This window comes from Pseudonocardia sp. Ae150A_Ps1 (assembly GCF_001932315.1).
In the GTDB taxonomy this organism is placed as follows: Bacteria; Actinomycetota; Actinomycetes; order Mycobacteriales; family Pseudonocardiaceae; genus Pseudonocardia.
The window spans coordinates 4,166,567-4,193,121 of the sequence record NZ_MCIJ01000001.1; the positions used below are offsets into that span (position 1 = coordinate 4,166,567).

The 26,555-nt window shown below is 73.1% G+C and carries 30 protein-coding genes; 16 read left to right on the forward strand and 14 right to left on the reverse strand.

The features are described from left to right. Positions 1-2 precede the first annotated feature (2 nt). Entirely contained in the window at positions 3-575 is a 573-nt protein-coding gene (locus Ae150APs1_RS19550) for a TetR family transcriptional regulator (protein WP_010242957.1), read from the reverse strand. 86 nt (positions 576-661) lie between these two features. On the opposite strand from Ae150APs1_RS19550, the gene Ae150APs1_RS19555 reads away from it, so the two are divergent. Then, positions 662-871 carry a hypothetical protein gene (locus Ae150APs1_RS19555; RefSeq protein ID WP_060573984.1) on the forward strand — a complete coding sequence of 70 codons (210 nt, stop codon included), beginning with the start codon at positions 662-664 and terminating at the stop codon, positions 869-871. Between the two features lie 4 nt (positions 872-875). Here Ae150APs1_RS19555 and Ae150APs1_RS19560 read toward each other — a convergent pair whose 3' ends face one another. After that, complete coding sequence (locus Ae150APs1_RS19560) at positions 876-1,379, reverse strand: DinB family protein (protein WP_060573983.1); 504 nt, start codon at positions 1,377-1,379, stop codon at positions 876-878. Positions 1,380-1,431: 52 nt separating this feature from the next. Continuing rightward, positions 1,432-2,223 (reverse strand): proteasome subunit beta, encoded by a 792-nt coding sequence (prcB, locus tag Ae150APs1_RS19565; RefSeq protein WP_010242963.1) that lies wholly within the window; start codon positions 2,221-2,223, stop codon positions 1,432-1,434. 93 nt (positions 2,224-2,316) lie between these two features. On the opposite strand from prcB, the gene Ae150APs1_RS19570 reads away from it, so the two are divergent. Continuing rightward, on the forward strand, positions 2,317-3,366 hold the full coding sequence (locus Ae150APs1_RS19570) for a nitronate monooxygenase (protein WP_075299472.1): 1,050 nt from the start codon (positions 2,317-2,319) through the stop codon (positions 3,364-3,366). Between the two features lie 10 nt (positions 3,367-3,376). Here the strand turns inward: Ae150APs1_RS19570 and Ae150APs1_RS19575 are convergent, their stop codons facing one another. Then, positions 3,377-3,568 carry a DUF397 domain-containing protein gene (locus tag Ae150APs1_RS19575; RefSeq protein WP_227012831.1) on the reverse strand — a complete coding sequence of 64 codons (192 nt, stop codon included), beginning with the start codon at positions 3,566-3,568 and terminating at the stop codon, positions 3,377-3,379. Between the two features lie 287 nt (positions 3,569-3,855). Between Ae150APs1_RS19575 and Ae150APs1_RS19580 the strand changes: the two genes are divergently transcribed. Next, positions 3,856-4,068, forward strand: a complete 213-nt coding sequence (locus Ae150APs1_RS19580) for a hypothetical protein (protein WP_075299474.1) — start codon at positions 3,856-3,858, stop codon at positions 4,066-4,068. 17 nt (positions 4,069-4,085) lie between these two features. Here Ae150APs1_RS19580 and Ae150APs1_RS19585 read toward each other — a convergent pair whose 3' ends face one another. Continuing rightward, positions 4,086-4,322 carry a hypothetical protein gene (locus tag Ae150APs1_RS19585; RefSeq protein WP_010242972.1) on the reverse strand — a complete coding sequence of 79 codons (237 nt, stop codon included), beginning with the start codon at positions 4,320-4,322 and terminating at the stop codon, positions 4,086-4,088. Positions 4,323-4,470: 148 nt separating this feature from the next. Here Ae150APs1_RS19585 and Ae150APs1_RS19590 point away from each other — a divergent pair, with 148 nt between their 5' ends. The 3 genes from Ae150APs1_RS19590 (at position 4,471) to Ae150APs1_RS19600 (ending at position 6,345) form a co-directional block, all read left to right on the forward strand. Continuing rightward, positions 4,471-4,749 (forward strand): hypothetical protein, encoded by a 279-nt coding sequence (locus Ae150APs1_RS19590; protein WP_139316987.1) that lies wholly within the window; start codon positions 4,471-4,473, stop codon positions 4,747-4,749. A 159-nt stretch (positions 4,750-4,908) separates the two neighbouring features. Beyond that, the gene (locus Ae150APs1_RS19595) at positions 4,909-5,715 is read left to right on the forward strand and encodes a Bax inhibitor-1/YccA family protein (protein WP_010242976.1); all 807 of its coding nucleotides are present in this window, start codon (positions 4,909-4,911) and stop codon (positions 5,713-5,715) included. 177 nt (positions 5,716-5,892) lie between these two features. Further along, the gene (locus Ae150APs1_RS19600; protein WP_139316988.1) at positions 5,893-6,345 is read left to right on the forward strand and encodes a hypothetical protein; all 453 of its coding nucleotides are present in this window, start codon (positions 5,893-5,895) and stop codon (positions 6,343-6,345) included. 13 nt (positions 6,346-6,358) lie between these two features. On the opposite strand, the gene Ae150APs1_RS19605 is transcribed toward Ae150APs1_RS19600, so the two are convergent. From Ae150APs1_RS19605 to Ae150APs1_RS19620, 4 genes are all read right to left on the reverse strand, one after another. Continuing rightward, on the reverse strand, positions 6,359-6,769 hold the full coding sequence (locus Ae150APs1_RS19605) for a DUF2267 domain-containing protein (protein WP_075299480.1): 411 nt from the start codon (positions 6,767-6,769) through the stop codon (positions 6,359-6,361). A gap of 128 nt (positions 6,770-6,897) precedes the next feature. Next, positions 6,898-8,337: a sugar porter family MFS transporter gene (locus Ae150APs1_RS19610; RefSeq protein WP_029240085.1), complete on the reverse strand. Its 1,440-nt coding sequence runs from the start codon at positions 8,335-8,337 to the stop codon at positions 6,898-6,900. 205 nt (positions 8,338-8,542) lie between these two features. Continuing rightward, on the reverse strand, positions 8,543-9,718 hold the full coding sequence (locus Ae150APs1_RS19615; protein WP_075299481.1) for an ROK family transcriptional regulator: 1,176 nt from the start codon (positions 9,716-9,718) through the stop codon (positions 8,543-8,545). 222 nt (positions 9,719-9,940) lie between these two features. Beyond that, positions 9,941-11,161: an acetyl-CoA C-acetyltransferase gene (locus Ae150APs1_RS19620; protein ID WP_010242989.1), complete on the reverse strand. Its 1,221-nt coding sequence runs from the start codon at positions 11,159-11,161 to the stop codon at positions 9,941-9,943. Between the two features lie 110 nt (positions 11,162-11,271). On the opposite strand from Ae150APs1_RS19620, the gene Ae150APs1_RS19625 reads away from it, so the two are divergent. From Ae150APs1_RS19625 to Ae150APs1_RS19635, 3 genes are read left to right on the forward strand one after another with little or no spacing between them, the layout of a single operon-like run. Then, on the forward strand, positions 11,272-11,733 hold the full coding sequence (locus tag Ae150APs1_RS19625; RefSeq protein WP_075299483.1) for a pyridoxamine 5'-phosphate oxidase family protein: 462 nt from the start codon (positions 11,272-11,274) through the stop codon (positions 11,731-11,733). 19 nt (positions 11,734-11,752) lie between these two features. Then, on the forward strand, positions 11,753-13,120 hold the full coding sequence (locus tag Ae150APs1_RS19630) for a cystathionine beta-synthase (protein ID WP_075299485.1): 1,368 nt from the start codon (positions 11,753-11,755) through the stop codon (positions 13,118-13,120). Positions 13,121-13,148: 28 nt separating this feature from the next. Beyond that, on the forward strand, positions 13,149-14,294 hold the full coding sequence (locus tag Ae150APs1_RS19635) for a cystathionine gamma-synthase (protein ID WP_010242995.1): 1,146 nt from the start codon (positions 13,149-13,151) through the stop codon (positions 14,292-14,294). Positions 14,295-14,321: 27 nt separating this feature from the next. Here the strand turns inward: Ae150APs1_RS19635 and Ae150APs1_RS19640 are convergent, their stop codons facing one another. After that, entirely contained in the window at positions 14,322-14,549 is a 228-nt protein-coding gene (locus Ae150APs1_RS19640) for a hypothetical protein (protein ID WP_010242998.1), read from the reverse strand. 96 nt (positions 14,550-14,645) lie between these two features. Between Ae150APs1_RS19640 and ilvA the strand changes: the two genes are divergently transcribed. Further along, positions 14,646-15,884, forward strand: coding sequence for a threonine ammonia-lyase (ilvA, locus tag Ae150APs1_RS19645; RefSeq protein ID WP_075299487.1), 1,239 nt, complete (start codon positions 14,646-14,648; stop codon positions 15,882-15,884). 93 nt (positions 15,885-15,977) lie between these two features. Here ilvA and greA read toward each other — a convergent pair whose 3' ends face one another. Next, positions 15,978-16,466, reverse strand: coding sequence for a transcription elongation factor GreA (gene greA / locus Ae150APs1_RS19650; protein ID WP_010243002.1), 489 nt, complete (start codon positions 16,464-16,466; stop codon positions 15,978-15,980). Between the two features lie 499 nt (positions 16,467-16,965). On the opposite strand from greA, the gene mca reads away from it, so the two are divergent. The 4 genes from mca to Ae150APs1_RS19670 all read left to right on the forward strand — a co-directional run bounded on the left by mca (position 16,966) and on the right by Ae150APs1_RS19670 (position 20,897). After that, positions 16,966-17,901 (forward strand): mycothiol conjugate amidase Mca, encoded by a 936-nt coding sequence (gene mca / locus Ae150APs1_RS19655; protein ID WP_075302309.1) that lies wholly within the window; start codon positions 16,966-16,968, stop codon positions 17,899-17,901. Positions 17,902-17,975: 74 nt separating this feature from the next. Continuing rightward, positions 17,976-18,239 carry a hypothetical protein gene (locus Ae150APs1_RS19660; RefSeq protein WP_010243006.1) on the forward strand — a complete coding sequence of 88 codons (264 nt, stop codon included), beginning with the start codon at positions 17,976-17,978 and terminating at the stop codon, positions 18,237-18,239. A 24-nt stretch (positions 18,240-18,263) separates the two neighbouring features. After that, positions 18,264-20,279, forward strand: a complete 2,016-nt coding sequence (locus Ae150APs1_RS19665; RefSeq protein ID WP_075302311.1) for a thioredoxin domain-containing protein — start codon at positions 18,264-18,266, stop codon at positions 20,277-20,279. Between the two features lie 45 nt (positions 20,280-20,324). Next, positions 20,325-20,897 carry a hypothetical protein gene (locus tag Ae150APs1_RS19670; RefSeq protein ID WP_075299489.1) on the forward strand — a complete coding sequence of 191 codons (573 nt, stop codon included), beginning with the start codon at positions 20,325-20,327 and terminating at the stop codon, positions 20,895-20,897. A 43-nt stretch (positions 20,898-20,940) separates the two neighbouring features. Here the strand turns inward: Ae150APs1_RS19670 and Ae150APs1_RS19675 are convergent, their stop codons facing one another. Continuing rightward, positions 20,941-21,567 carry a hemolysin III family protein gene (locus Ae150APs1_RS19675; protein ID WP_060573975.1) on the reverse strand — a complete coding sequence of 209 codons (627 nt, stop codon included), beginning with the start codon at positions 21,565-21,567 and terminating at the stop codon, positions 20,941-20,943. A 131-nt stretch (positions 21,568-21,698) separates the two neighbouring features. Here Ae150APs1_RS19675 and Ae150APs1_RS19680 point away from each other — a divergent pair, with 131 nt between their 5' ends. Beyond that, positions 21,699-22,469, forward strand: coding sequence for an isoprenyl transferase (locus Ae150APs1_RS19680; RefSeq protein ID WP_075299491.1), 771 nt, complete (start codon positions 21,699-21,701; stop codon positions 22,467-22,469). A 132-nt stretch (positions 22,470-22,601) separates the two neighbouring features. Here Ae150APs1_RS19680 and Ae150APs1_RS19685 read toward each other — a convergent pair whose 3' ends face one another. Next, the gene (locus tag Ae150APs1_RS19685; RefSeq protein WP_139316990.1) at positions 22,602-23,027 is read right to left on the reverse strand and encodes a hypothetical protein; all 426 of its coding nucleotides are present in this window, start codon (positions 23,025-23,027) and stop codon (positions 22,602-22,604) included. 1,223 nt (positions 23,028-24,250) lie between these two features. Next, positions 24,251-24,640, reverse strand: coding sequence for a hypothetical protein (locus Ae150APs1_RS19690; protein WP_075299493.1), 390 nt, complete (start codon positions 24,638-24,640; stop codon positions 24,251-24,253). Between the two features lie 854 nt (positions 24,641-25,494). On the opposite strand from Ae150APs1_RS19690, the gene Ae150APs1_RS19700 reads away from it, so the two are divergent. After that, positions 25,495-26,211, forward strand: a complete 717-nt coding sequence (locus Ae150APs1_RS19700; RefSeq protein WP_075299497.1) for a hypothetical protein — start codon at positions 25,495-25,497, stop codon at positions 26,209-26,211. Positions 26,212-26,555: the final 344 nt, after the last annotated feature.

Sequence of the window (26,555 nt, forward strand, 5' to 3'; positions counted from 1 at the left end):
GTTCAGCGCGGCGGTGCGAGCCGGTCGAGCATCGACACCAGGGTCCGCCGGGCCCGTTCGATCGGCGCCCCGTGCTGGACGACGTCACCGGACAGGCCGGCGGTGAGTGCCATCAGCGCGTAGCCGTCGGTCTCCGGGTCGGGTGATCCGGCGTCGGCGACCACCCGGACGGCGAGAGCCAGGATCTCGTCGTCGCCGTCGGTGAGGACGGCCTGCGCCTTCTCGTCCGTACGGCGGCTGGCGAACGCGTCGTGGATCCGCAGCGCGTCCCGCGACTCGGGGTGCCCGCCGAGCAGTTCGTCGAGGATCGTCGCCAGCACCTCGCGCTCCCCGCCGGTCGTCGCCCGGGCCCGCGCCTCGATGCGGGTCTCCATCCGCCGGTGGGAGAGCTCCAGCGCGTGCAGCAGGAGCGCGTCCTTGCTCGCGAAGTAGTGCTGCACCCGGCCCATCGAGATCCCCGCCCCGGCCGCGACCGATCGCAGCGACACGGCCTCGGTGCCGTCCCGGGCGACGATCGCGAGCACCGCCTCCGCGATCTCGGTGCGGCGGGCCTCGTGGTCGACGGAGCGCGGCATGCCGCCCACCGTAGCAATGCGATCGCCTTGACACGATGTCCGCGGGAGTGTTGCAATGCATCTGCATTGCAATGAGGGGAGTCATCGTGAAGACAGCGCAGAACGCACTGGGGTTCGCCGGGATCGTGTTCGGCCTGATCCCGCTGCTGCAGTACCTGTTCGCCGGCGGGATCGGCCTCTGGCGGTTCGTCGTGGGGGACGCACCGCCGCTGCCGTGGCTCTACCCGCTGGTGGTGCTCGTGGTGGCGGCCGTCGGGGTGGTCGGCCTCGACCGCGCCGAGCGCGCCCGGCACTGACCGGTCAGGCCCCCGCGCCCCGCAGTACCCGCAGCTGGCCCAGCTCGGCGACGTTCTTCATGAGCTCGGCGTTCGCCCAGCCGAGCATCTGCCGGACGTCGTGGCCCTCCGGCCAGGGGAACCCGACCGGGCGGTCCCGGTCCGCGGTACCGAGGGCGTCCGACCAGGACGCGGCGAGGGCGCGCAGGGCGGTGGCCACCCCGGCGGAGCTGCCCGGGTAGACGACGTCGTCCCGGTCGCGCCGCGGGACCCCGGTCAGCTCGTCGAGGGCGGTGCCCCACCACCACAGCAGGTGCCAGGCGATCCAGGCGCCGGTCGGGGCCGGCACAGGATCGGGCTCGGTGCCGTCGGCGGGGAAGTCGGGCGTCCACCGGCCGTCCGGGCCGCGGTGCACGGTCCAGTGCAGCGGCGCCGGGGCCCAGGCGAGGTCGTCGTCGGTCAGCCGTTCGAGGTGGTACTCGGCCAGTGCCCAGGTCAGGTCGAACTGCTCGCGCAGGAGGTCGGTCACGGCGGGCGATCCTGGAGGGCGGGCCGGTCCGGCGCCAGCGGGTTCGCGACGCTCAGCCGCCCGGGCGCTCCGCCCGCGCCGCCAGCATGGCCTCGGTCGCGGTGCGGACCTCCGCCTCGTCGACCTCCTCGGCACCGGCGGCCGTCACGGTGATCAGGTTCGGGAACAGCCCGCGGGTGAGGTCAGGGCCCGCGGTGGCGGTGTCGTCGTCGGCGGCGTCCCACAGCGCGTTCACGGCGAGCGAGATCGCCCCGGAGCGGTCGGTGTCGGGGCGGTGCAGCTTCTTGAGCGACGCCTCGGCGAAGTACGACCCCGAGCCGATGCTCGTGTAGCCGGAACGGTTGCGGGCGATGCTGCCCGACGGGTCGAACGTGACGATCCGAGCCGGATCGGCGTCGGCCGGGTCGTAGCCGACGAACAACGGCAGCGCGACGAAGCCCTGCATCGCCGCCCCCAGGTTCTCCCGGACGACGGTGGACAGCCGGCGGATCTTGCCGTCCTGGCTGATCGGGGAGCCCTCGACCTTCTCGTACTGCTCCACCTCGGCCGCGAACATCTTCAGCATCAGCAGCGCGTGCCCGACCGACCCTGCGAAGCCCGCGGCCGACGTGTCGTCGATCGCCATGACCTTGACCAGGTCCTTCTGCGCGATCACGTTGCCCGAGGTCGCTCGCCGGTCGCCGGCGAGCAGCACACCGTCGGCCCAGGTGAAAGCGATGATCGTCGTGCCGTGCGGGGCGCGGAGATCGGCGGGCACCCGCTGCGCGGGATCGCGCGGCAGGTTCACCGGCAGCGACTCGGGGGCGTGCACGCGGAGCTGTTCCAGGAACGACGGGCCGGTCATGGAGGGAGCGGGCTCCTTCGGGTCGGGGCTCTGCGGTGATCCTTCCCTCCCGCGCGCCGCGGGTCCAGCCGGATCGGGTGCAGACTCGTCCCCGTGGACGCGCGGGTACGGACGACGGACTTCTGCACGCGGTACGGCCTGCGGGCGCCGGTCCTGGAGGCACCGATGGCGGGCGCCTGCCCGCCGGAGCTGGCGGCCGCGGTCGCCGCGGCGGGCGGAATGGGCGCCGCGGGCGTCGTGAACGACCCGCCGGAGCGGATCGCGGCCTGGGCGCGGCGCTTCCGCGAGCTCGCCGGGGACGCCCCGTTCCAGCTGAACCTGTGGATCCCGGACCCGCCGGTCGAGGCCGCGACCGGCCCTGCCGACGCGTTCCTGGCCGGGTTCGGCGGCCGTCCGGCGCCCCTGCCCGGCCCCGGCCCGGACGTCGACGCCCAGTTCGGCGCGGTGCTCGAGGCCCGGCCCACCGCCGTCTCGACGATCATGGGTCTGCTCCGCCCCGACCAGGTCGCGGCCGCGCACGACGCGGGCATCGCCTGGTTCGCCACCGCCACCACCCGCGACGACGCCCTCGCGGCCGAGCGGGCGGGCGCGGACGTCGTGGTCGCGCAGGCGATGGAGGCCGGCGGGCACCGCGGGACCACCGACCCCGCCGACGCCGAGTCCACCGTGGTCGGGCTGTTCGCGCTGGTCCCGTGGCTGGCCGACGCGCTCACGGTGCCGGTCGTCGCGGCGGGGGCGGTCGCCGACGGCCGTTCGCTCGCCGCCGCGCTGACCCTCGGCGCGAGCGCCGCACAGGTCGGGACGGCGCTGCTGCGCACCCCCGAGGCCGGGATCGACGACGGCTGGGCCGCGACCTTCGACGGCCTCGCCCCCGAGGCGACCGTGACCACGCGGGCGTACACCGGGCGTCTGGCCCGTGCCGTCCCGACCGACTTCGTGCGGGCCTGGGCCCGGCCGGACGCCCCGGCCCCGGCGCCCTACCCCCACCAGCGACGCATGGTGGCCCGCTACCGCGCGGGCGAGCCCGGCCGGGTGGACCGGGCCAACCACTGGGCGGGCCAGGCCGCGGCGCGCTCGACCACCGACCCGGCCGGGGACGTCGTGGAGCGGATGTGGCGCGAGGCGGACGCGCTGCTGCCCTGACCCGGGCGGCTCACTCCACCATGTCGTCGAACTCGCCCTTCTTCGCGCCGTCGACGAACGCCGAGATCTCCGCGGGCGTGTAGACGAGCACCGGGCCCTCGGGGTCGCGGGCGTTGCGGACGGCCACCTGGCCGTCGTCGAGCACGGCGAACTCGACGCTCTCGTCGTCGGCGGACGCACCGGCCGGGCGACGCCACGTCACCGGTCCGAGATCGGCGGCGCGGGTTCCGTTCGGGTGGCTCACAGGGGCCTCCAGGAGCGTTCGACCAACTGCGGAGTGTCACAAGTGGGTGTGCGTTCGCACTTGCATCCGCAACGAGCATCGTCGACCATAGGAGTGATCCACCGCGAAGGAGTTCCGAAAATGCGCCGGTCGACGCACGGATGTGACTCCGGACGGTCGTCGTCGTGACAGCCGACCGGAGTACTGACGCGGACGAGCTCGATGTGCTGACCTTGACGTCGGTGATCGACAATCGTGCACACAAAGTGATCGGTTCGGAACTCTGTGCACCGCACGCGACGCACGCCGGACGGTTCGAGGCGCTCTGCGGACATCTGGTGTCGCCGGCGCCGCTGATCGAGGCCGACGGCGCCCCGTGCGACCGGTGCACCGAGCTGGACCCGACCCCCGCGACGGCGCGGCCACGACGCCGTCGCCGGCGGCGCGGCTGGGGTCTGCGCAGGCTCCTCCCGGTCTGAGTGACCGGGTACCCGGGTCAGCGGGCGAGCCGGTCCGGATCGGGCTGCTCGCGGTGCCGCAGCGGGCCGCGGGAGCGGCGTTCCAGGAACCGCCTGCCGGCGTGCGAGAGCTTGCTGAGGGCGTTCGGCCCGCGGCGACGCTCGATCGCCGCGCCGAGCTTGCCGAGCAGCCAGGCGAGAACCGGCGCACCCACCGCCAGCAGCAGCCACACCCGCAGGTGCCGGGACAGCAACGCCCACACGGTCCGGCCCACCTTCCTCGTCGTCCTCGTCCTCCCGCGACCGTAGTACGCCGGTCGGGTCGGCGCCCGCTTCGTGACCGGTCGGGCGCCGGCTCGTTGATCAGGGCAGGGCGGGTTCGGCGGCCCCCGGCCGGACGCCCGGGTCACGAGGAGGTCCCCCATGCTCGTTTCGGGTACCGGAGGTGTGACGGCACTCGCCGTCGCGCTGCTGCTGGTCGTCGTCGCGCTGCTCAGCCCGCCCGGCCGCCGTGCGGCCCACGCGGTGTTCAGCTCCGTCGGGCGCTGGCCGGGGCTGATCCGCTCCGAGCTGCGGGGCGACGCGCCGCTCGAGGCGGGGGAGCAGGCCGACCGTCGCGACGACACGACGCCGGACATCCCCGCCGTGCGCGCCGAGCCGCCGGCGACGCGCACGTTCCCGCAGGTGGGACGCCCCGAGTGAGGAGCCGGGTCGGTCCTGGTGGAGTGCCCTGTCGCCCGGTGACCGGCAAGCGGTAAATTTTCTTTTACCGGCGGGAACCTCCGGCGCTCCCTCGACGTTGCACAGATGCGAGGGCCCGCCGATGGCGGGTCCCGCACACGTCCGTCGAGGAGGATCCAGGTGCGCTCCACGAGCAACCCGGCGTTCCGCAACCTGCCCACCAGTGGGCAGGGCGGCTACGCCACGTTCGGCGGCTCGGGCGGCGGCATGATGGGCGGAGCCACCGCCTACGCCGGCGCCCAGTCGTCCCAGATCGACCCGCGCGCCGCGCAGGAGACCGGTCGGCCGATCACGATCGACGACATCGTCCAGAAGACGGCGATCAGTGCCGTCCTGGCGCTCGTCTCCGGTGTCGTCACCGGGATGCTCGGCCCGATCGGCATGGCGATCGGCATCGCCGGCTTCGTCGTCGGTCTGATCGTGTCGCTGGTCGTCATCTTCAAGCAGAAGCCCAGCGCCCCGCTGACCATCACCTACTCGGTCGCGATGGGTGCCGCGCTCGGCGCCATCTCCGCGATGTTCCCGACCGTGGCCTTCCAGGCCGTGATCGGCACCGCGGGCGTGTTCTTCGGGATGCTGGTCCTCTACAAGACCGGCGCCGTCAAGGTCACGCCGCGGTTCACCAAGTGGATCATGGGCGCGATGATCGGCGTCGTCGTCCTGATGCTGGCGAACCTGGTCATGAGCTTCTTCGTCGGTGGCGGCCTCGGCCTCCGCGACGGCAGCCCGCTCGCGATCCTGTTCAGCCTCGTCGTGATCGGTGTGGCGGCGTTCAGCCTGATGCTCGACTTCGACGCCGCCGACAACGCCGTGCGGTCCGGCGTGCCGGAGAAGTACTCCTGGTACATCGCGTTCGGCCTGATGACGACGATCGTCTGGCTGTACATCGAGATCTTCCGCCTGCTGAGCTACTTCCAGCAGAACTAGCGGCAGGTCACACGACGACCCGGCCCCTGCGGGCCGGGGAGCGGGCCGGAATCGCCCCCTCCGGTCCCACGCGCCGCGGACGCCCTCACGGGTGTCCGCGGCGTCGTCGTACCGGGGCCCTTCGTGCGCCCGGCCGGGCGCTTCCCGGTGTCCCGGGCCGGGCGTACCGTCGGGCGGATGCCCGGGAACGACCCGGTGCTCGCCGGGCTCGCCGTCTTCCTCGGTGTCTCGTTCGGTCCCGCGGTACTGCTGTGGCTGCTGGTGCGCCTGCCCGCTGTCCTGCGGTGGGTGGCCCGGTCCTGGCGACGACGACGGCCACCGCCGCCGGTACCCGCCGGACCGCCGCTGGAACGGCTCGTCGCCGATCTCCGCCGGCTCGACCGGATGCGCCGCGGGCCACCACCCACCACCCGGGTCCGCCGGCTCGCGCTGCTCGCCGCCTACGACGACGTCCTGCTCGCCACGTGCCGGGCCACCGGCGTCGACGACCCGCCGCTGCGGGCGTTCGTCGAGCGCGGCGGCGTGACGGGGGCGCTCGACCCGGGTCGTGATCTCGCACGGCTGCGCACCGAGGCCGAGCTGGAGGTCACCGGGGTGCGGATCGACCCGCCCGGCCCGTCGGCGGCCTGAGTCCGCGGGCGGGTCAGCGCGCGCGGACCATCGCCGCGAGCCCGTCCGGCAGCTGCTCGACGGTGTCGGACAGGTCCGCCCACGAGTCCAAGGTGCCCAGCACGGCGGCGACCCGCGCGTCGGCCTGCTCGATGTCGGAGTCACCGGTCGCGCCGGACACGGCGTCGACGAAGGTGCGGCGATCGAAGCCGCGCGCCTGCCCGGTCGCCTGCGCGAGCAGCTCCGAGGAGAGCTCGGTGGGCAGGGCCGGGGCCAGCTTCTCGGCCTCGCCGCGGCTGATCTGCTCGCCGAGACGGTGGAAGGTGGCGCGGGCCAGCGCCTCGGCCTCGGACGCGGTGTCGACACCGGCGCGGTCGCGGACCCGGGCGACGAAGGCGTCGAGACCGGGGGTGGAGTCGGCGGGGTGCGGGTCGTTCGCGGAGATACGGACCTCCTCGGGTCACATCGGTACGGCGGGCGTCGGTGCCGCCGACGGCGGCCTACCCGGTGCCGCCGGCACGAAACGGACCCCGGACCACGCACGGGTGCCCGGCCGGCACGACCGACGGGCGGTCACGACGCCTCCATGTCCTCGAGCGCGCGGCCCTTCGTCTCCGCGACGTACCGGACCACGAAGATCAGCGACAGCACGGCGAACAGCGTGTAGAGGCCGTAGGCGAAGCCGAGGGAGAACGCGGCGAGCGCCGGGAACGTCACCGTGATCAGCCAGTTCATGGCCCACTGACCCGCGGCGGCCAGTGACAGGCCGGCGGCCCGGATGCGGTTGGGGAACATCTCGCCCAGGAGCACCCACACGATCGGCCCCCACGACATGCCGAAGCCGATGACGAACAGGTTCGCCGCGACGAGCGCCACCGGGCCCGCGGCACCCGTCAGCTCGAGCCGGCCGTCGGCCCCGGTCCCGGCCGTGGCGAAGCAGACCGCCATGGCGCCGAGGGACACCGCCATCCCGACCGAGCCGATCAGCAGCAGCGGCCGCCGTCCGATCCTGTCGACGAGCGCGATGGCGATGAGGGTCGTCGCGATGTTGACCACCGAGGTGAACACGCTGATCCCGAACGACGCGCTCTCGGCGAACCCGACCGCCTGCCACAGGTCGTTCGAGTAGTAGAAGATCACGTTGATGCCGACGGCCTGCTGGAAGATCGAGAGGAACAGCCCCACCCAGACGACCGGCCAGATCCCGCCACCGGGCCGCCTCAGGTCGCGCCACGACGGCGTGGTTGCCGTGTCCAGCGTCGACCGGATCCGGTCGATCGTGATGTCCAGGTTCTTCTCGCCGAGCAGTGCCGTGAGCACCGTGCGGGCCTCCGGGATGCGCTGCTGCGCGATCAGGAACCGCGGCGACTCGGGGATGGTGGTGACCAGCGCCCCGTAGACGACCGCCGGGACGGCCATGCACAGGAACATCCAGCGCCAGGCCTCCATGCCCAGCCACAGCTGCTGGTCCGCGCCGCCCGCCGTCTCGGCCAGCAGCCAGTCGACCAGCAACGACAGGAAGATGCCGCTCACGATCGCCAGCTGCTGCAGCGACCCGAGCCGCCCGCGGATACGGGCCGGCGAGGTCTCGGCGATGTAGGCCGGTGCGATGACCGACGCGATCCCGACGCCGAAGCCGCCGATCACCCGGCCGAGCACCAGGATCTCCAGGTTCGGGGCGATGCCGGTGACGACGGCGCTCAGCAGGAACAGCACCGCCGCGATCTTCATGACCTGGAGCCGGCCGACCCGGTCGGCGATCCGCCCCGCCGAGAAGGCCCCGACCGCGGCGCCCAGCAGGGCCGAGGCCACGGCGAAGCCGAGCGGCCCCTCACCGATGGAGTAGACCTCCTTGATCGAGCTGGTGGCGCCGTTGATCACGGCGCTGTCGTAGCCGAACAGCAGACCGCCCAGCGCGGCGACGGAGGCGATCCGCACCACGCCGGTACCGGCACCCTCGTCGTCGCCGTCGAAGACGGACGGCTCGTCATCGATCGAACGGTGTTCGCTCATGCGCAGGGCTCCCTCGGCCGGCACCCGGAGACAGCGCTCGTCGGCGGCGCGCCGGAGCGCCCCGCCGACGGGCGTGGGAAGGGGGTGTGGTGTGCAGTGCTCGTGCGGACTGCTGCGGCCGCCGATCGGGCGTCCGCGTCGAGGAGTGACCGTAGTCACCGTTCAAGAAATAGGCAAGAACCTCAGGCGAAGACGCGCGATGTGTTCATCGCGTGGAGATGCCGGCGGCGTCGAAGGCCAGGACGACGCCGCCGAGCGCGTGCGCCCGCGCTCCGAAGGCCGCCGTCGTGAGCTCTAGCTGGTCGACCGCGCTCGGGATCCCGCGCCGGGCGATGACCTGCTTGATCGGCTCGAGCAGCAGCTCGTCCGCCTGGGCGAGCTCCCCGCCGACGATCAGCAGCTCGGGGTTGAGGATGTTGCACACGTCCGCGATCGCCCTGCCGACCTGCAGGCCGACGTCCCCGACGACCCGGGCGCACGCCCGGTCGCCCGCACGTGCCCGGGCCGCGATGGCGCCGATCGTGAGCTCGGCTCCGACGACGGGGCGGAGCAGCTCGATGACGTGCCTGGCGGCGATCAGGGTTTCCAGGCACCCCCGGTTGCCGCAGCGGCACAGTGCGCCGAACTCGTCCACGGTGGTGTGCCCGATCTCGCCCGCCGTGCCCGTGGGGCCGCGGTACAGCCGGCCGTCCATGATCAGTCCCGCGCCGACGCCCTCGGAGAGCTTCAGGTAGACGAGGCTGGCCACACCGGCACCCCGGCCCCAGCGGGACTCGGCGATCGCGCCGAGGTTCGCGTCGTTGTCGACCACGACGGGACGGCCGAACTTCTGCTCCGCGAGCGCCGCCGCCGGGAGGCCCACCCAGGTGGGCATGATCGTCAGCGAGCCGACGCTGCCGGACCTGACGTCGATCGGGGCGGGCAGGCCCATGCCGATACCCGCCAGGTCGCCCAGCTCCGTACCGGTCTCGGCCAGCGTCTCCCGCAGAAGTCCGGCGGCGATCTCCATGCCCTGCTCGGCGGGGAGGTCCGGTGCGAGGTCGGCGCGCCGTTCGGCGGTGATCCGGCCGTCGGGGGTGGCGATCGCCACGGTCACGTGCCGGTGGCCGTAGTCGACACCGGCGGCCGGCGCGGCGGGGACGTCGGCCCGCAGGCGCACCCGTCTGCGCCGTCCGGTCTCGGACACCTCGACCACGCCGTCGCGTTCGAGCTCCCGCACGATGTTCGACACGGTCGCCGGAGCGAGGCCCGTCGAGCGGGCGAGATCCGCCTGCGTCGCCGCGTCCCCGGTGCCGGTCAGCTCCGAGACGACCCGGTCCCGGTTCGCCCGGCGCAGCGCGGTCTGCGAGCCCGGTCGACCGTCCGGGAACCGGACGTCCATGCCGCGCCACCTGCTTCCGTCGGACGGCGTCTCCTGTCCGAGCCTATCCCGCGTCCCCTGTGTTCAAGAAATGAACGTTAATCGTCCGATCGGCCCTGGACGCCGACGGCGGGTACCCGGTGCCGCCGGGACGACACCGACCCTCCGGACGACACCGACCCTCCGGACGACGACGGGCCGGCCCGCACGGTGCGGACCGGCCCGTCGTACCGCGGTGCGGAGCTACGACAGGCGCTCGAGCACCATCGCCATGCCCTGGCCGCCGCCGACGCACATGGTCTCCAGGCCGTAGCGGCCGCCGGTGGAGCGCAGGCCGTTGAGCAGCGTGGTGGTGATCCGGGCGCCGGTCATGCCGAACGGGTGGCCGAGCGCGATCGCCCCGCCGTGCACGTTCAGCTTCTCCTCGTCGATGCCCAGGTCGCGGGCGCTGGGCAGGACCTGCGCGGCGAACGCCTCGTTGATCTCGACGAGGTCGATGTCGTCGATGGTCAGCCCGGCGCGCTGCAGCGCCTGCTCGGAGGCGCCGACCGGGCCGTAGCCCATGATCTCCGGGGAGAGCCCGGTGACGCCGGTGGAGACGACCCGGGCCAGCGGGGTGAGCCCGAGCTGCTCGGCCTTCGTGTCGGACATGATCACGAGGGCCGCGGCGCCGTCGTTGAGCGGGCAGGCGTTGCCCGCGGTGATCCGCCCGTCGGGCCGGAACACCGGCTTGAGCTCGGAGATCTTCTCGTACGTGGTGCCGGCGCGGGGGCCGTCGTCGGTGGAGACGACAGTGCCGTCCGGCAGGGTGACGGGGGTGATCTCGCGCGCGAAGAACCCGTCGGCGATGGCCTGCTCGGCGCGGTTCTGCGAGCGCACCGCGAACCGGTCCATGTCCTCGCGGGAGACGTCCTTGTGGCGGGCGAGGTTCTCCGCGGTCTGGCCCATCGCGATGTAGGCGTCGGGCAGCAGGTTCTGCTCGCGCGGGTCGGTCCAGGTCTCGGAGCCCTTCTCCGCCGTCTCCACGGTCCGGGCCTCGGCGTCGGCGAACAGCGGGTTGTGCGTGTCCGGCCACGAGTCCGAGGTGCCCCGCGGGAAGCGGGACACCGTCTCGACCCCGGCCGAGACGAACACGTCGCCCTCGCCCGCCTTGATCGCGTGCAGCGCCATCCGGGTGGTCTGCAGCGACGAGGAGCAGTACCGGGTGATGGTCGTGCCGGGCAGCGAGTCGTAGCCGAGCTGCACGGCCACGATCCGGGCCAGGTTGTTGCCCTGCTCGCCCCCGGGCAGGCCGCAGCCCAGCATCAGGTCGTCGATCTCGGTGGGGTCGAGTGCGGGCACCTGGTCCAGTGCGGCGCGCACCATCTGCACGGTCAGGTCGTCCGGGCGCATCCCGGCCAGGGAGCCCTTGTTCGCGCGGCCGATCGGGGACCGGGCCGCGGCGACGATCACGGCTTCGGGCATCGTCGTCCTCCTCCATCGCAGGATGTGTCCGGACCGAGACTACTCAGCGGTAACAGCGGTGCCCGCCCGGACGTGACGAACCTGTCAGGGGTGGCGGGCATGCTGCACCCATGACGTCGTGGGGAGAGTTCCGGGCGGCCGAACCCGAGTTCGCCGGTCTGGCCGAGCGGATCCTGCAGCGGGGGGTGGCCCTGGTGATCGCGACCCTGCGCGCCGACGGCTCGCCCCGGGTCTCCGGCATCGAGGTGGTGCTCGACGACGCGGGGCCGTCCACGGAACTCGCCTTCGGATCGATGCCCGGCTCCCACAAGGGTGCCGACCTGCGGCGGGACCCGCGCTTCGCGCTGCACGCCGCACCCGCCGACCAGTCCGGCGGCGATCTCGGTGACGGCGACCTCAAGGTGTCCGGGCGCGCGGTCTGGAACGGTCCACTGTCCGGCCCGGTCGCCGGCGACGCGTTCCGGGCCGACCTCTCGGAGGTCGTGTGGACCGGCCTGAACGACGCCCGGAACCGGCTCGTCGTGCGGTGGTGGCGGCCGTCGACGGGGCTGCGGTCGGTCGAACGTGAGTGATCGGTGCGAGGATGCGCACATGCGCTACGTCGAACACGTCGTCGACCTGGTCGGGAACACACCCCTCGTCCGGCTGGGGGCGACGGCGGAGGGGATCGCCCCGCCGGTCCTCGCCAAGGTCGAGTACCTGAACCCGGGCGGCTCGGTGAAGGACCGGATCGCCCTGCGGATGGTGGAGGCCGCCGAGGCATCCGGGGAGCTCCGCCCCGGCGGGACGATCGTCGAGCCGACGTCGGGCAACACCGGCGTGGGGCTGGCCATGGTCGCGCAGCGCAAGGGCTACCACTGCGTCTTCGTCTGCCCGGACAAGGTCGGCGAGGACAAGCGCAACGTGCTCCAGGCGTACGGGGCCGAGGTCGTCGTGTGCCCGACGGCGGTCGACCCCGACCACCCGGACTCCTACTACCGGACCTCCGACCGGCTCGTCGAGGAGATCGACGGCGCCTGGAAGCCCAACCAGTACGCCAACCCGGCGAACCCGGAGTCCCACTACCACTCGACCGGCCCGGAGATCTGGGAGCAGACCGACGGGAAGATCACGCACTTCGTCGCGGGCATCGGCACCGGCGGCACCATCTCGGGCATCGGGCGTTACCTCAAGGAGGTCTCCGGCGGTGCCGTGAAGATCATCGGCGCGGACCCGGAGGGCTCGGTCTACTCCGGCGGCACCGGGCGTCCGTACCTGGTCGAGGGCGTCGGTGAGGACTTCTGGCCGACCACCTACGACCGCGACGTCTGTGACGAGATCGTCGCCGTCTCCGACACCGACTCCTTCCACATGACCCGCCGGCTCGCCCGGGAGGAGGCGCTGCTCGTCGGCGGCTCCTGCGGGATGGCGGCGGTGGCCGCGCTGCGGGTCGCCGCGACGCTCCCGGCCGACGCCGTGGTGGTCGTGCTGCTGCCCGACGGTGGCCGCGGCTACCTGGGCAAGGTCTTCAACGACCGGTGGATGGCCAGCTACGGCTTCCTGCCGCCGTCGGAGGGCGCCACCATCGGCGACGTGCTGCGCCGCAAGGACGGGTCGATGCCCGCCCTGGTGCACGCCCACCCGAACGAGACCGTCGCCGACGCGGCGCTCTACCTGCGCGAGTTCGGCGTCTCGCAGATGCCGGTCGTGAAGGCCGAGCCGCCGGTGATGGCCGCGGAGGTGGCGGGGGCGGTCGTCGAGCGCGACCTCCTCGACGCGTTGTTCACCGGCCGTGCGCAGCTCGCCGACAGGCTGGAGGACCACATGTCCCCGCCGCTGCCGACGCTCGGCGCGGGCGAGTCGGTGAAGGACGCGATGGAGGCGTTCGCGAAGGCGGACGCGGCGCTGGTGCTGATGGACGGCAAGCCGGCCGGGGTGGTCACACGCTCCGACGTCATCGGGTTCCTCGGCAACGGCTGACGTCGGGGGCGGGAGTAGCCTCCGCGGCATGCAGGGCTTCTCCACGCGTGCCATCCACGCCGGTCAGGAACCGGACCCCACGACGGGTGCGGTCACGACCTCCATCCACACCAGCTCGACCTTCGCGCAGGACGGCGTCGGCGGCACCCGCGGCGGGTACGAGTACTCCCGCAGTGCCAACCCGACCCGGACGGTGCTGCAGGAGTGCCTCGCCGCTCTCGAGGGCGGCCGGCACGCGCACGCGTTCGGGTCGGGCATGGGGGCCACCGACACCCTCCTGCGGATCCTGCTGCGGCCCGGTGACCACATCGTCATCCCGCACGACGCCTACGGCGGCACGTTCCGGCTGGTCGACAAGGTGCTGTCCGGGACCGGCATCGAGTACACCCCGGTCGACCTGGGTGACCTCGACGCCACCCGGGCCGCGATCCGGCCGGCCACGAAGGTGATCTGGTCGGAGACCCCGACCAACCCGCTGCTCGGCATCGCCGACATCGCGGGTCTCGCCGGGGTGGCCCGGGAGGCCGGTGCGCGGCTCGTCGTCGACAACACCTTCGCGTCGCCGTACCTGCAGACGCCGCTGGCGCTCGGCGCCGACGTCGTCGTGCACTCGACGACCAAGTACGTCGGCGGGCACTCCGACGTCGTCGGCGGTGCACTGGTGACCGACGACGGCGAGCTCGCCGAGCGGATCTCCTTCACCCAGAACTCGGTGGGGTCGGTGCCGGGGCCGTTCGACGCCTGGCTGACCCTGCGCGGGGCGAAGACGCTCGCGGTGCGCATGGAGCGGCACTGCGACAACGCCGAGCGGGTCACCGAGATGCTGGGCTCGCACCCGGCGGTGGCGTCGGTCCTCTACCCGGGCCTGCCGTCGCACCCCGGGCACGAGGTCGCCGCGAAGCAGATGCGCCGGTTCGGCGGGATGGTGTCGTTCCTGGCCGCCGGTGGGCGGGACGCGGCCCTGCGGATCTGCGCCGAGACGCGGCTGTTCACCCTGGCCGAGTCGCTCGGCGGGGTGGAGTCGCTGATCGAGCACCCGGGCCAGATGACGCACGCGTCCACCGCGGGGTCGATGCTCGAGGTGCCGGACAACCTGGTGCGCCTGTCGGTCGGCATCGAGGACGCCGACGACCTGCTCGAGGACCTGCGCACCGCCCTCGACATCGTCCGCTGACCCGTACCGCCCCGGGGCAGCGCGGCGTCAGCTGCGGGACTGCTCCGGGGAGGGCACCGGGTCGGCGACGGCGGGCGGCGGCGGGACGACCAGGTCGCCGGGCTCGATGCACCCACCGACCAGCGACCAGGTGCCGTCGGTCCGCGGCTCGTAGTGGCCCGGGTCGTCGCAGCCCGCGTCGCGCACCGTCGCCACGGCCAGCACGGTCAGCCCGGCGGCCAGCAGCAGGGGCACGGTCGTGCGCAGCCGCGTCATCAGCGAGTCCCTCCCGACACCGGACGCGCAGCTACTGGGGAATCACGCCCGGTGAGACACCACCGAGGCTACCGCCGCGGGTGCGAGACTGCCCGGATGGTCGCCCCACCGGACGCCCCCGTCACCCCACCGGTCACCTCCGCCGACGTGTTCGCCGCTCGTGAGCTGCTCAAGGGGGTCGTCCGCACCACCCCCGTCGCGGGCGCCCGCGCGCTCTCCGACCTCACGGGCACGCCCGCCCACCTGAAGTGCGAGAACCTGCAGCGCACCGGCTCGTTCAAGATCCGCGGTGCGTACACCCGGATCGCCCGGCTCACCGCCGACGAGCGGGCCGCGGGGGTGGTCGCCGCCTCGGCCGGGAACCACGCCCAGGGCGTCGCACTCGCGGCGCGGCTGCTCGGCGTGCGGGCGACGGTGTTCATGCCCGAACGTGCCGCACTGCCCAAGGTCGACGCGACGCGCGGCTACGGCGCCGACGTCGTCCTGACGGGGCGGACGGTCGACGAGGCGGTGGAGGCGGCGTCGGCGGCCGCCCGGGAGTCGGGCGCCGTGCTGGTGCACCCGTTCGACCATCCCGACGTCATCGCCGGTCAGGGCACGGTCGGCTGCGAGATCCTGGAGCAGGTCCCCGACGCCGGGACCGTGCTCGTCTCGGCCGGCGGCGGTGGGCTGCTCGGGGGGATCGCGGCCGTGCTGCGCGAGCACCGGCCGGAGACACGCATCGTCGGGGTGCAGGCCGCGGGAGCCGCGGCGTGGCCGTCGTCGCTCGCCGCCGGCCGGCCGCTGCCGCTCGGCGGGATGCGGACGATGGCCGACGGCATCGCCGTCGGACGGCCGGGGGACGTCACGTTCCCGCAGGTGTCGGCCCTGGTCGACGAGCTCGTCACGGTCGGCGAGGACGCGCTGTCCGGGGCGCTGGTGCACTGCCTGGAGCGCGCGAAGCTGGTCGTCGAGCCGGCCGGTGTGGCGCCGGTCGCGGCGCTGATGGCCGAGCCTGGCCGCTTCCCGGGACCGGTGGTGGCCGTGCTGTCCGGCGGGAACGTCGATCCGCTCGTGCTGTTGCAGGTCATCCGGCACGGACTGGTCGCGTCGTCGCGCTACCTGACCCTGCACGTGCAGATCCCGGACCGGCCCGGCGCGCTCGCCGAGCTGCTGGCCCGTGTCGGGACGCTCGGCGCGAACGTCACCGACGTCGCGCACTCCCGCATCAGCGGTGCGTTGCCGGTGGGCGAGGTCGACGTGGAGCTGAGCTTGGAGACGCGCGGCCCGGAGCACCGCGACACGATCGTCGCGGGCCTCCGCGACACCGGGCACGCGGTCACCGCGCCCTCCTGAGCTGCTCCGGCACCTGTCCTGCCCCACCGGGACACGGGACGCCGACGGGGCCCGGCCGAACCGGCCGGGCCCCGTCGTGGTGTGTGCGCCGGATCAGCCGGTGAAGGCCTCGACCTCGACGAGGCTGACCTTCATGCTGCCGCCGTCGGGCAGCTGGTACTCGCGGGTGTCGCCCGGCTTCGCGCCGAGCAGCGCCGCGCCGAGCGGGGAGTTCGGCGAGATCACCTGCAGGTCGCCGTGGCTGCCCTCCTCGCGGGAGCCGAGCAGCACCTTCTCGGTGTCGTCGTCGTCCTCGTACTTGAGGGTGAGCACGGTGCCCGGCGCGGCCTCGTCGGCGCTGCTCGGGGCGGTGCCGACCTGGGCGGTGCGCAGCAGCTCCTGCAGCTGGCGGATCCGGGCCTCCTGCTGGCCCTGCTCCTCGCGGGCCGCGTGGTAGCCGCCGTTCTCCTTCAGGTCGCCCTCCTCGCGGCGGGCGTTGATCTCGGCGGCGATGACGGGCCGGTTCTCGATCAACCCGTCCAGTTCCGACTTCAGCCGGTCGTAGGCGTCCTGGGTCAGCCAGGTGGCCTGGGTATCCGTCACCGTCATCAACTCCTCCAGGAAAACAGGGCGTGTTTCCGCCGGGCGCCTGGCGCCGGCGGGGGACACGGGGGTGGCGGCTCCGGACGGCACGCCCCGAGTAAGGAAAAACACGACCCGCGGGCGGGCCGTGTGGGAGTCACCTTAGCTGGGAGTCACCTTAGCACGGGGCGCACCGCTCGGCGCAGCCGTTCGATGAACGGAGCGCGGGCCGCGGAAGTTCCCCATACCCCGGTTTTCGCAGGTGACAGCTTCAGTGACGACGTCAGGGAATCGCTTCCGAAGTGACGCGGAACCGTCCACCGTGTGTCGGTGGATCCTCTCGCCGACCGTGGGCCGATCGGGAACAGCCGGGCGCCGACGGGTGTTGGAGAACGCGGGCGCTGCCCGCTCGGAACGATCCTGTCGGTCCCCTCTGTCAGGATCGTCCCCGAGTACGACCTCGCCTCCCGCGCCCGGTGCGCGGGACCCGAGCCCGGTGACCGTGGAGGAACCCGACCCGATGACCCACACCGAACCCGTCCTCGCTCCCGGGGAGCGTCCGCGGCTGATGACGGTGCACGCCCACCCCGACGACGAGTCGTCGAAGGGCGCGGCGACCACGGCGCGGTACGCGGACGAGGGACACGACGTCATGGTCGTGACCTGCACCGGCGGCGAGCGCGGCAGCATCCTCAACCCGGCGATGGAGCGGCCGGACGTGCTCGAGAACATGACCGCCGTGCGGAACGCCGAGATGGCGCGGGCCGCCGAGATCCTCGGTGTGCAGCACGTGTGGCTCGGCTTCGTCGACTCCGGGCTCCCCGAGGGCGACCCGAAGCCGCCGCTGCCGGAGGGGTGCTTCGCCGTCGGCGACGTCGAGGAGCAGACCGCGGCGCTGGTCCGCGTCATCCGCGAGTTCCGTCCGCACGTGATCGTCACCTACGACGAGAACGGCGGGTACCCGCACCCCGACCACATCCGCACCCACGTGATCTCGATGGCCGCCTGGGAGGCCGCGGGCGACCCGACCCGCTTCCCGGAGGCGGGCGTGCCGTGGCAGCCGTTGAAGCTGTACTACGGCCACGGCTTCTCGCGGACCCGGCTCGAGGCGTTCCACCAGGCCATCCTGGAGTCCGGGCAGGAGTCGCCCTACGCCGAGTGGCTGGCCAACTGGACGTCCGACCGGCCGGACCCGGGCACCCGGGTGACCACCAAGGTCCCGTGCTCGGACTGGTTCGGCCGCCGCGACGACGCCCTGCGTGCGCACGCGACGCAGATCGACCCGGACAGCCGGTTCTTCTTCACCCCGCTCGAGGTGCAGGCCCGGGTGTGGCTGACCGAGGACTACGAGCTGGTGCACTCGCTGGTGGAGACCACCACCCCGGAGGACGACCTGTTCACCGGCATCCCGTTCGAGCTCGCCGAGACGGCCGGGGAGCAGCGCAGGGCGGGCTGACCCGGCGGTAGCCTGGTCACGGGCCGTCCGGCGGCCCGGGCGTGCACGGTCATGGAGTTCGGAGGCGTACTGCGGTGCTGATCGACAACGCGGTGGCGACCGTGCAGATGGTGGCGACGGGCTTCGTGGTCCCCGCGCAGGACCGCCCGCCGCCCCCCGGGCAGCTGCCCGAGTGGGGGAACGCCGCACCCGTCGGACTGGCGATCGTGCTGGTCCTCCTGCTCGCGACCGTGCTGCTCATCCGCAACATGAGCAAGCGGATCAAGCGACTGCCGGAGTCGTTCGAGGAGCAGCCGGCCGCGGGCACCGACGACGAGGCGGACTCCCGCAGCTCCTGACCGGGGTCTGACAGGGTGGCCGGCATGCCGAACCGGCTCGCGACCGCCACCAGTCCGTACCTGCTCCAGCACGCCGACAACCCGATCGACTGGTACCCCTGGTCGACGGAGGCGTTCGCCGAGGCCCGGCGCCGGGACGTGCCGGTGCTCCTCTCCGTCGGCTACGCGGCCTGTCACTGGTGCCACGTCATGGCGGGGGAGTCGTTCTCCGATCCGGGCGTCGCCGCCGTCGTCAACCGGTCGTTCGTGGCGATCAAGGTGGACCGGGAGGAGCGCCCGGACGTCGACGCCGTCCACATGGCCGCCACCCAGGCCATGACCGGGCAGGGCGGCTGGCCGATGACCTGCTTCCTCACCCCGGACGGTGAGCCGTTCCACTGCGGCACCTACTTCCCCGCCGAGCCGCGGCACGGTCTGCCGTCGTTTCGGCAGGTGCTCGACGCCGTCACCTCGGCCTGGGCGTCCGACGGCGACCGGGTCCGGTTCGCCGCCGGGCAGATCGCCGAGCAGCTGGCGGAGCAGGCCGCCGCGGACCCGGAGCCGGTCGTCGTGGGGGAACAGGCCCTCGACGACGTCGTCGAGCAGCTCGCGGCGCAGCACGACGACGAGTTCGGCGGGTTCGGACGGGCGCCGAAGTTCCCGCCGTCGATGGTCTGCGAGTTCCTCCTCCGGCACCACGAGCGGACCGGCTCGGACCGGGCGTGGCGGTTGGTCACCGGCACCTGCGAGGCGATGGCGCGCGGCGGGGTCCACGACCAGCTCGCCGGGGGTTTCGCGCGCTACTCCACCGACGACGCCTGGGTGGTCCCGCACTTCGAGAAGATGCTCTACGACAACGCCCTGCTGCTCCGCGTGTACGCCCATCTGGGGCGCCGAGGATCGGTGCTCGCCGAGCGGGTCGCCGTGTCGACCGCGGAGTTCCTGCTCCGGGACCTGCGCACACCGGAGGGCGGGCTCGCCTCCGCGCTGGACGCGGACGCCGGTGGCGTCGAGGGGCTCACCTACGTCTGGTCGCCGGACGAGCTGCGCGCGGTCCTCGGCACCGAGGACGGCGACCGCGCCGCCGAACTGCTCGGGGTGACCGCGGCCGGGACCGCCGACGGTGGCGCCTCGACCCTGCAGCTGCGCCGGGACCCGGACGACGCCGCATGGTGGGGACGGACCCGCTCCGCGCTGCTCGACGCGCGGTCGTCGCGTCCGCAGCCCGCCCGCGACGACAAGGTCGTGACCGAGTGGAACGCGCTCGCCGTCGTCGCGCTGGCCGAGGCCGGAGCCGCGTCCGGGCGTACGGAGTGGGTGCGGGCCGCCGGGGAGATCGCCGACCTGCTGCTGGACGTCCACGTCGTCGACGGCCGGCTGCGCCGCTCGTCGCGGGACGGTGTGCCCGGGCCCGCCGACGCCGTCCTCGCCGACCACGCGCTGCTCGCGGCCGGGTTGCTGGCGCTGCACCAGGCGACCGGCGACCCGCAGCGGCTCAACGCGGCGCTCGACCTGCTCGACACGGCACGGGAGCGGTTCGCCGCCGACGACCGGCCCGGGGCGTACCTGGACACCGCCGCCGACGCCCCGGACGCCGCGCTGCTGCCGCACCGGCCCCGCGAGCTGACCGACAACGCGTCACCGTGCGGGTCGTCCGCGCTGGCCGAGGCGCTGGTGACGGCGTCGGTCCTGGCGCCGCCGGAGCGTGCGGCGGGCTACCGGGCGGCCGCCGAGGAGATGGTGCGGACGGTCGGGACCCTGGTGCCGCGCGCGCCGCGGTTCCTCGGGCACTGGCTCTCCGCGGCCGAGGCGCTGGTCGCGGGCCCGGTGCAGGTCGCGGTGGTCGGCGAGCCCGGGACCGGGCCGCTGACGGACCGGGCCCGGCGGGCCGCGCCGGGCGGCTCGGTGATCGTCGCAGGGGCACCGGGCGCGGACGGTGTCCCGCTGCTGGCCGACCGCGGGACCGTCGACGGGCTGCCGGCCGCGCACGTCTGCCGCGGGGTGGTGTGCGACCTGCCGGTCACGACGCCGGACGAGCTCGCGGAACTCCTCGCGCGGTGAGCGCTTGCTGTGTAATCCTGTAATCATTCGACGCGGAGGTGCGTGATGATGACAGGACGAGGACGAGGACGTGGCCGGGGCGGTTGGCAGCAGGCCGACCTCCCGCCGGCCGACGACGCCGCGGCGTGGTTCTCCGGGCGGCTGCCGGACGGCTGGTTCACCGGAGCGCCGGAGGTGACCTGCGACCGCGACGAGATCGTCGTCGTCGGGGAGCTCCCGCCTCTCGACGGTGAGCAGGCCGGTACCGACGAGGGCCGTGCGGACACCGCCGCCGCGGAGGCCGGGCGCATCGCCCGTTTCCGTGAGGAGACCCGCGACGAGCGGATCGAGATCGCCCGCCAGGCGGAGAGTCGCTACCGGCGCAAGGTGGCGTGGGGCGCGCGTCTCGGGGAGACGCGGGAGCTGTTCACGACGATCTCGGTGCCGGTGATGACACGGCTGCGTCAGCCGGAGCGGGTCGTGCTCGACACGCTGGTCGACGCCGGCGTCGCCCGGTCGCGCTCGGACGCGCTGGCCTGGTCGGTGCGCCTGGTCGGCCGGAACGCCGACGAGTGGCTGTCCGAGCTGCGGTCGGCGATGGCACGGGTGGACGACCTGCGGGCGGAGGGCCCCGCCTGAGCGAGGTCCGCAGCACCCGGCCGCGACCGCGGCGCGTGCCGGGTCAGCGCAGCAGGACCAGCCAGATCGCGACGTGGTGGCAGGCCCAGGCCAGGACGGTCGCCGCGTGGAACAGCTCGTGGTACCCGAACGTCGCGGGCCACGGGTCCGGCCGGCGCAGCGCGTACACGACCGCGCCCGCCGTGTAGAGCGCCCCGCCGGCGATCAGCAGGACGAACGCGGCGACCCCGCCGCCGTCCAGCAGGGCGGGCAGGACGAACACAGCGACCCAGCCGAGGGCGACGTAGATCGGGACGCCGACCCAGGACGGCGCGGTCGGCCAGGCCAGCTTCAGCGCCACGCCGGCGAGCGCGCCCACCCACACGACGGTCAGTACCCAGGTCGCGGTGCTCGTGGGGAGGGCCAGCACCGACACGGGTGTGTAGGTCCCCGCGATGAACAGGAAGATCATCGAGTGGTCGAGGCGCTTCATCAGGCGCCGGTGGGCGGGGTCGGCCCAGGTGCGCCGGTGGTAGAGGGCGCTGATCCCGAACAACCCGAACGTCGTGAGCGTGTACACGGCCGTCGCGAGCGCGGCGGACGTGCCGACGAGTGCGCCGGCGACGCTGATCAGCGTCGCGCAGGCGAAGACCGAGGCGACCAGGCTCCACAGGTGCAGCCAGCCCCGCATCCGGGGCTTGACCGGAGCGGACGGAGAGGTGCTCACGGGAGACACGGGCCGACGCTACGCGGTGCACCGGTCGTCGTCCCGCGGGGCGGACGAACGCCACACGTGGCGGGGCCGGACTAGGCTCTGCGCACGTGGCCGTCCGAGACCTGCTCTACACGGTGTACGAGCGCAGGATCCTGCGCCAGCTCGACGGGGCCGAGAGCCCGAAACACGTCGCGCTGATCCTCGACGGCAACCGGCGCTGGGCGCGGGAGGCCGGACTGGCCGATCCCGCGGAGGGACACCGCGCCGGGGCCGCGAAGATCGCGGAGATGCTCGGATGGTGCTCGGAGGCGGACGTCGAGGTGGTGACGGTGTTCCTGCTGTCGACCGACAACCTCGACACGCGCTCGCCGGACGAGCTCAAGGACCTCCTGGAGATCATCGGCGGGGTCGTGGACGACCTCTCCGGGCCCGACACCCCGTGGCGCCTGCGCGTCGTCGGAGCCATGGAGCTGCTGCCGAAGTCGCTCGCGGACCGGCTGGCGGCCGCGGTGGCGCGGACGGGGGAGCGCGGCGGCCTGCAGCTCAACGTCGCCGTCGGCTACGGCGGCCGGCAGGAGATCGCGGACGCGGTGCGCAAGATGCTGCTGAGCCAGGCCGAGGCCGGACGGACGATCGAGGAGCTCGCCGAGACCCTCGACGTCGACCACATCGCGGAGCACCTGTACACGTCCGGACAGCCGGACCCGGACCTCGTCATCCGGACCAGCGGGGAGCAGCGCCTGTCGGGCTTCCTGCTCTGGCAGTCGGCGCATTCGGAGTTCTGGTTCTGCGAGGCGTACTGGCCCGAGTTCCGACGGGTCGATTTCCTCCGCGCTCTGCGCGACTTCGCCGCACGACACCGACGTTTCGGCGGCTGACCAGAATTCGTGCGTAACCTTCCGGATCCTCGCTCGTTGTGGCATTTTCGCGAGCGGGTTCCCGGCGGTCCGGGAACGGGAAAGGCCCCGGGGCGAACCCCGGGGCCTTCCTGTGCGCGGTGCGCGGGCGACTTACTTGTGGCTGCCGCCGTGCTTGCCGGACTCCGAGGAGTTCTGGTTGACCTCGTCGCCGTTGTCGGAGGCGTTGGTGCAGTCGACACCGTTGTCCGAGGTGACGCCCGAGGAGTTCTCGGCCTCGGAGAACAGGCCGCCCAGGGCGCCCTGGACCAGGCTGTTGCCGTTGAACGCGGTGCCGCAGGCCTGCGGGGACACGTTCAGGTTGTTGCCCGAGATGTTGACCAGGCCGGCCGAGTCCTTGCTGGCCAGCTGGTCGGCGTTGTCGCCGAGCTGCTTGTTGACCTCGGACTTCGAGTACGACTTGTTGTCGCTGTTCTTCTTGTAGTCGACGTCGGTCTTGTCGCCGGCGAACGCCAGCGGGCTCAGCGCGACCATCGACGCGGCACCGGCCGCCACAACGATTCCAGCCTTCTTCAGCACAGTCCGTCTCCTGTAGTCGGAGAGCGCGCACGGAGTCACCGCACACACTCTCAGTACCTGTCGACGCTCGAACCGGGGAGCCCGCATCGACTGAGCGTCAATCTAACGGAGGCTTCCCGCGACGACAATCTGACCCTCCGTATTTTTCAGCGGGCGTCGCCGATCCATTCGTGTATCTGCGGATTTCTGGATGATCCCGACAGATGTCGGAGAGGCGTTCGGGCGTGTCGCGGCTGGGTGGAGCGGCGCAACGGTCGGCGGCTGATCGGCGTAGCCGCCCCGGGGGCATCGTGAGCGCCTGGCCGGCTCGACCCGGATCCCGGCCGCTGCGGCGCCCGGGCGCCGGTGATCGGAGGCCGGAGTGCCGGGGATCGTTGCGTCGGCCGTCGGGGTCGGGCGCGCTGGGCCGTCCGTGCCCGGATGAACCTCGCCGAGATGCAGGTCAGCGCGATGTGTCGATCTCCGAGGTGCGCTGAGCTGCATCTCGGCGGGGTCGGGCGCCGTGGGCGCCGCGGAAGGGAATGCGCTGCAGGGAGGCGGACGGGAGGTGCTGGGCGGCGGGCCCTGCTGCGGCGGATTCGGTGAGTCCCGGCATGTCCGGGCCGAACAGGCCGAGCCGGCCGAACCGGCCAAGCCGAGCCGAGCGGGGCCGGGCCGGCCGGGCGGGGCCGAACCGAGCGGGGTCGAACCGGGCGGAGCCGAACCGGGCGGAGCCGAATCGGGCGGGGCCGAGCCGAGCGGGGCCGAGCGGGGGCGAGCCGAGTCCGGGGTGGGCTTCGGGGTCATCGTCCGGTTCAGTGCTGCGGGTCGCGCCGGCGGGTGGAGCGCCTCTGACGGTGAGGGTCGGCCGCGGTGCCGCAGGGCGGACCGGGCGGCGGGCCCCCCGTGCGGGAAGTCGCTTCCCCAGGCAGCGACTTCAGCGGACCCCACCCTCGGTCGGGAGGTCCGGGCCCGGGCGAACCTGTCCGCTGAGCGCCCCGACCAATCCGGCGCGACCCACCGTCGGTGTCGAGGCGACTGACGAAACGGTCACGGAACGTAGCTAGATGCGGGCGATACGGACGATCTACTTCCAGTTACCGGACACGGTCGTGTCGAAGGCGTCCGCTGTTCCATGAAGAGTTACGTGTGGTGATCGGACGCGGCTGGATCAGGAATCGCCCGGAAACGCGAAAAAGCCCCGGAGCGAAATGCTCCGGGGCCTTTCGGCGAACTGATCGAGATCAGTTGATGCTGTCGCCCGCGCCCGACTCCTGCGCGCAGTTGTCGGACTGGTCGGTGACCGAGTCGCCCGACTTCGCCTTGGCGTCGCCCAGGATGCCCAGGGCACCGGTGACGCCGTTGAGGGCGGAGGCGTCCTCGACCGGAACCTGAACGCCGAGGACGTTCACCGGGACGTTGTTGTTGCAGGCCTGGATCGGCACGTTGACGTTGTTGCCGTTCAGCCCGGCGATCAGGCCCTTGGCGTCCTTGTCGATGACGTTCTCGGCGCCGTGGTGGTGCCCACCCTTGTGGCCGTGGTCGTCACCCTTGTCGCTGGCGAAGGCGAGGGGGGAGACGGCGAGCAGGGACGCGGCGGAGGCCGCAACCACGATTCCAGCCTTCTTCAGCACAGTTCTTCTCCTGTAGAGTCTCTGAGTCCGCCCGAAGGCCGGTCTCACGCCTGTCGGCACGTTGACAAGTGGGGGAGCCCGTACCGACTGCCGAGAAATCTAGCGGTCGTATTCCGCCCGAACAAACTCGGCCACACCATCGTGGGACCCTATTACTTTGAGTTCGGATACTCCCTCGATCGGGCATTCTTCGAGCGCGCCGGCTGTGGGTTCGGACCCAGGTTTCGGTGACGTTACGTGCCCACTGGCCACCGAACAGACGCGTACCCCGCGGCTCGGGGCGTCGTTCAGCTGCGACCCACCTACGCTCCGATGATGACCCCGGACCCGCTCCTGGTTGCGACGGTCGAGCTCGCCGTGCGTCTCGACCGGCTGCGCCCCGGGATACTCGACGGGCCCGCACCGGACGCGGCGCTCGCCCGTCGGGTCGCCGACGAGCCACCGTCCGAGCCGGGTCGTCTCGTGGCCGACGCGGCCCGGCTCCGGGCGGAGCTCGCGGGATCGGGGATGCCGGCTCCTCGCCGTCGTCATCTGGACGCGGGCCTCACCGCACTGCACTGCCAGGCCCGGCTGCTGGACGGGGACCGGCCCGGCTACCTCGCCGAGGTCAGGGACACCTTCGGGGTGACCCCGCGCCGTACGGACCCCGACGAGTACCGCGAGGTGCACCGGAGGCTCGGCGCGCTGCTGCCGGGCCGGGGGCCGGTGGTCGCGCGGATGCGCGCGTACCGGGAGGGCGACGTCGTCCCGCCGCGGCGGCTCGGTGCGGCGGTGACGGCGGTGACGGCCGAGCTGCGTCGCCGCACCCGGGACCTGCTGGGGCTGCCGCGGGGGAGGACGCCGTCGTCGCGCTCGTGGCCGACCGGCCGTGGACCGCCTTCACGCGCTACCGGGGCGGCCTGCGCAGCAGGGTGTCGATCACCGATGCTGCGCGGATCCGTGCCGGCGCGCTGCTCCCGTTGTTCGCGCACGAGGTCTACCCCGGCCACCACACCCAGTACTGCCGGGCCGAGGTGGCGGTGGCGCGCTTCCCCGAGCTCGCGCTGCGCCTGGTGCACAGCCCGCAGGGGCTGATCGCCGAGGGCGCGGCGGAGGCGGCCGCGGGCGTCGTCCCCGGGCCGGGCTGGGGAGCGGTCGCGGCGCGGGCGCTGGCCGGCGCGGGGGTCCGGATCGACGGAGACCTCGCCGAGCGGGTCGAGAGCGAACTGGACCTGCTCGGCAGGGTCCGGCAGGACGCGGCCCTGCTGCGGCACCTCGACGGCGCGGACCCGGACGAGGTCACGGCGTACCTCGCACGCTGGCTGCTCGTCCCCGAGGCGCGGGCACGGCGGATCCTCGCGTTCCTCGACCATCCGCAGTGGCGGGGGTACCCCGTCACCTACGCCGAGGGTGCCCCGCTGGTCCGGTCCTGGCTGGCCCGGCATCCCGGCGGCCCGGTGGCCGGTCTGCGGGCGCTGCTGGACACGCCGGTGCTGCCCCCCGACCTCGTCACCGAGGGTGGCGACGCGAGAGGAAACGGTTCCGGTGCGGCAGCAGTCACGGCGCCCGCGCTGCTGCACCCGGAGTACTGAGCGTCCGACGAACGGTAGGCGCCCGTTCGTGTCACCGCAGGTCGCTGCGACGGCAGACGGTAGCAATGTTGCGATGAACGGCAGGTTACAACTCTGCCATCAGGGTTCTCTGCGGCTGACCGACGGAGAGTTGCTATTGACCGCACGAGGGTGACCACTAGTAGCGTCCTCATCGACGGGCCGTACCCGATGCGGCTCGTCCGGGAGGCCCTGAACGTGGTGTCGAACGCACCCGAGAGGGCCGGCACCCGGCCCTCGTGGGCGTGCCGGCCGGTGGACCGCCACGGTCCTCCGACGCCGTCACGACCCGCATCAGGGCCGGCCGGCCCGACGCAGAGCGGGCG

What these genes read in the sequence shown, in the direction of transcription:
- Ae150APs1_RS19550 (WP_010242957.1), bottom strand. Translation starts at nt 575, where the DNA reads ATGCCGCGCTCCGTCGACCACGAGGCCCGCCGCACCGAGATCGCGGAG.
- prcB (WP_010242963.1), bottom strand. Translation starts at nt 2,223, where the DNA reads ATGACCGGCCCGTCGTTCCTGGAACAGCTCCGCGTGCACGCCCCCGAG.
- Ae150APs1_RS19590 (WP_139316987.1), top strand. Translation starts at nt 4,471, where the DNA reads ATGCTCGTTTCGGGTACCGGAGGTGTGACGGCACTCGCCGTCGCGCTG.
- Ae150APs1_RS19600 (WP_139316988.1), top strand. Translation starts at nt 5,893, where the DNA reads ATGCCCGGGAACGACCCGGTGCTCGCCGGGCTCGCCGTCTTCCTCGGT.
- Ae150APs1_RS19610 (WP_029240085.1), bottom strand. Translation starts at nt 8,337, where the DNA reads ATGAGCGAACACCGTTCGATCGATGACGAGCCGTCCGTCTTCGACGGC.
- Ae150APs1_RS19615 (WP_075299481.1), bottom strand. Translation starts at nt 9,718, where the DNA reads ATGGACGTCCGGTTCCCGGACGGTCGACCGGGCTCGCAGACCGCGCTG.
- Ae150APs1_RS19620 (WP_010242989.1), bottom strand. Translation starts at nt 11,161, where the DNA reads ATGCCCGAAGCCGTGATCGTCGCCGCGGCCCGGTCCCCGATCGGCCGC.
- Ae150APs1_RS19625 (WP_075299483.1), top strand. Translation starts at nt 11,272, where the DNA reads ATGACGTCGTGGGGAGAGTTCCGGGCGGCCGAACCCGAGTTCGCCGGT.
- Ae150APs1_RS19630 (WP_075299485.1), top strand. Translation starts at nt 11,753, where the DNA reads ATGCGCTACGTCGAACACGTCGTCGACCTGGTCGGGAACACACCCCTC.
- Ae150APs1_RS19635 (WP_010242995.1), top strand. Translation starts at nt 13,149, where the DNA reads ATGCAGGGCTTCTCCACGCGTGCCATCCACGCCGGTCAGGAACCGGAC.
- Ae150APs1_RS19640 (WP_010242998.1), bottom strand. Translation starts at nt 14,549, where the DNA reads ATGACGCGGCTGCGCACGACCGTGCCCCTGCTGCTGGCCGCCGGGCTG.
- ilvA (WP_075299487.1), top strand. Translation starts at nt 14,646, where the DNA reads ATGGTCGCCCCACCGGACGCCCCCGTCACCCCACCGGTCACCTCCGCC.
- mca (WP_075302309.1), top strand. Translation starts at nt 16,966, where the DNA reads ATGACCCACACCGAACCCGTCCTCGCTCCCGGGGAGCGTCCGCGGCTG.
- Ae150APs1_RS19665 (WP_075302311.1), top strand. Translation starts at nt 18,264, where the DNA reads ATGCCGAACCGGCTCGCGACCGCCACCAGTCCGTACCTGCTCCAGCAC.
- Ae150APs1_RS19670 (WP_075299489.1), top strand. Translation starts at nt 20,325, where the DNA reads ATGATGACAGGACGAGGACGAGGACGTGGCCGGGGCGGTTGGCAGCAG.
- Ae150APs1_RS19675 (WP_060573975.1), bottom strand. Translation starts at nt 21,567, where the DNA reads ATGCGGGGCTGGCTGCACCTGTGGAGCCTGGTCGCCTCGGTCTTCGCC.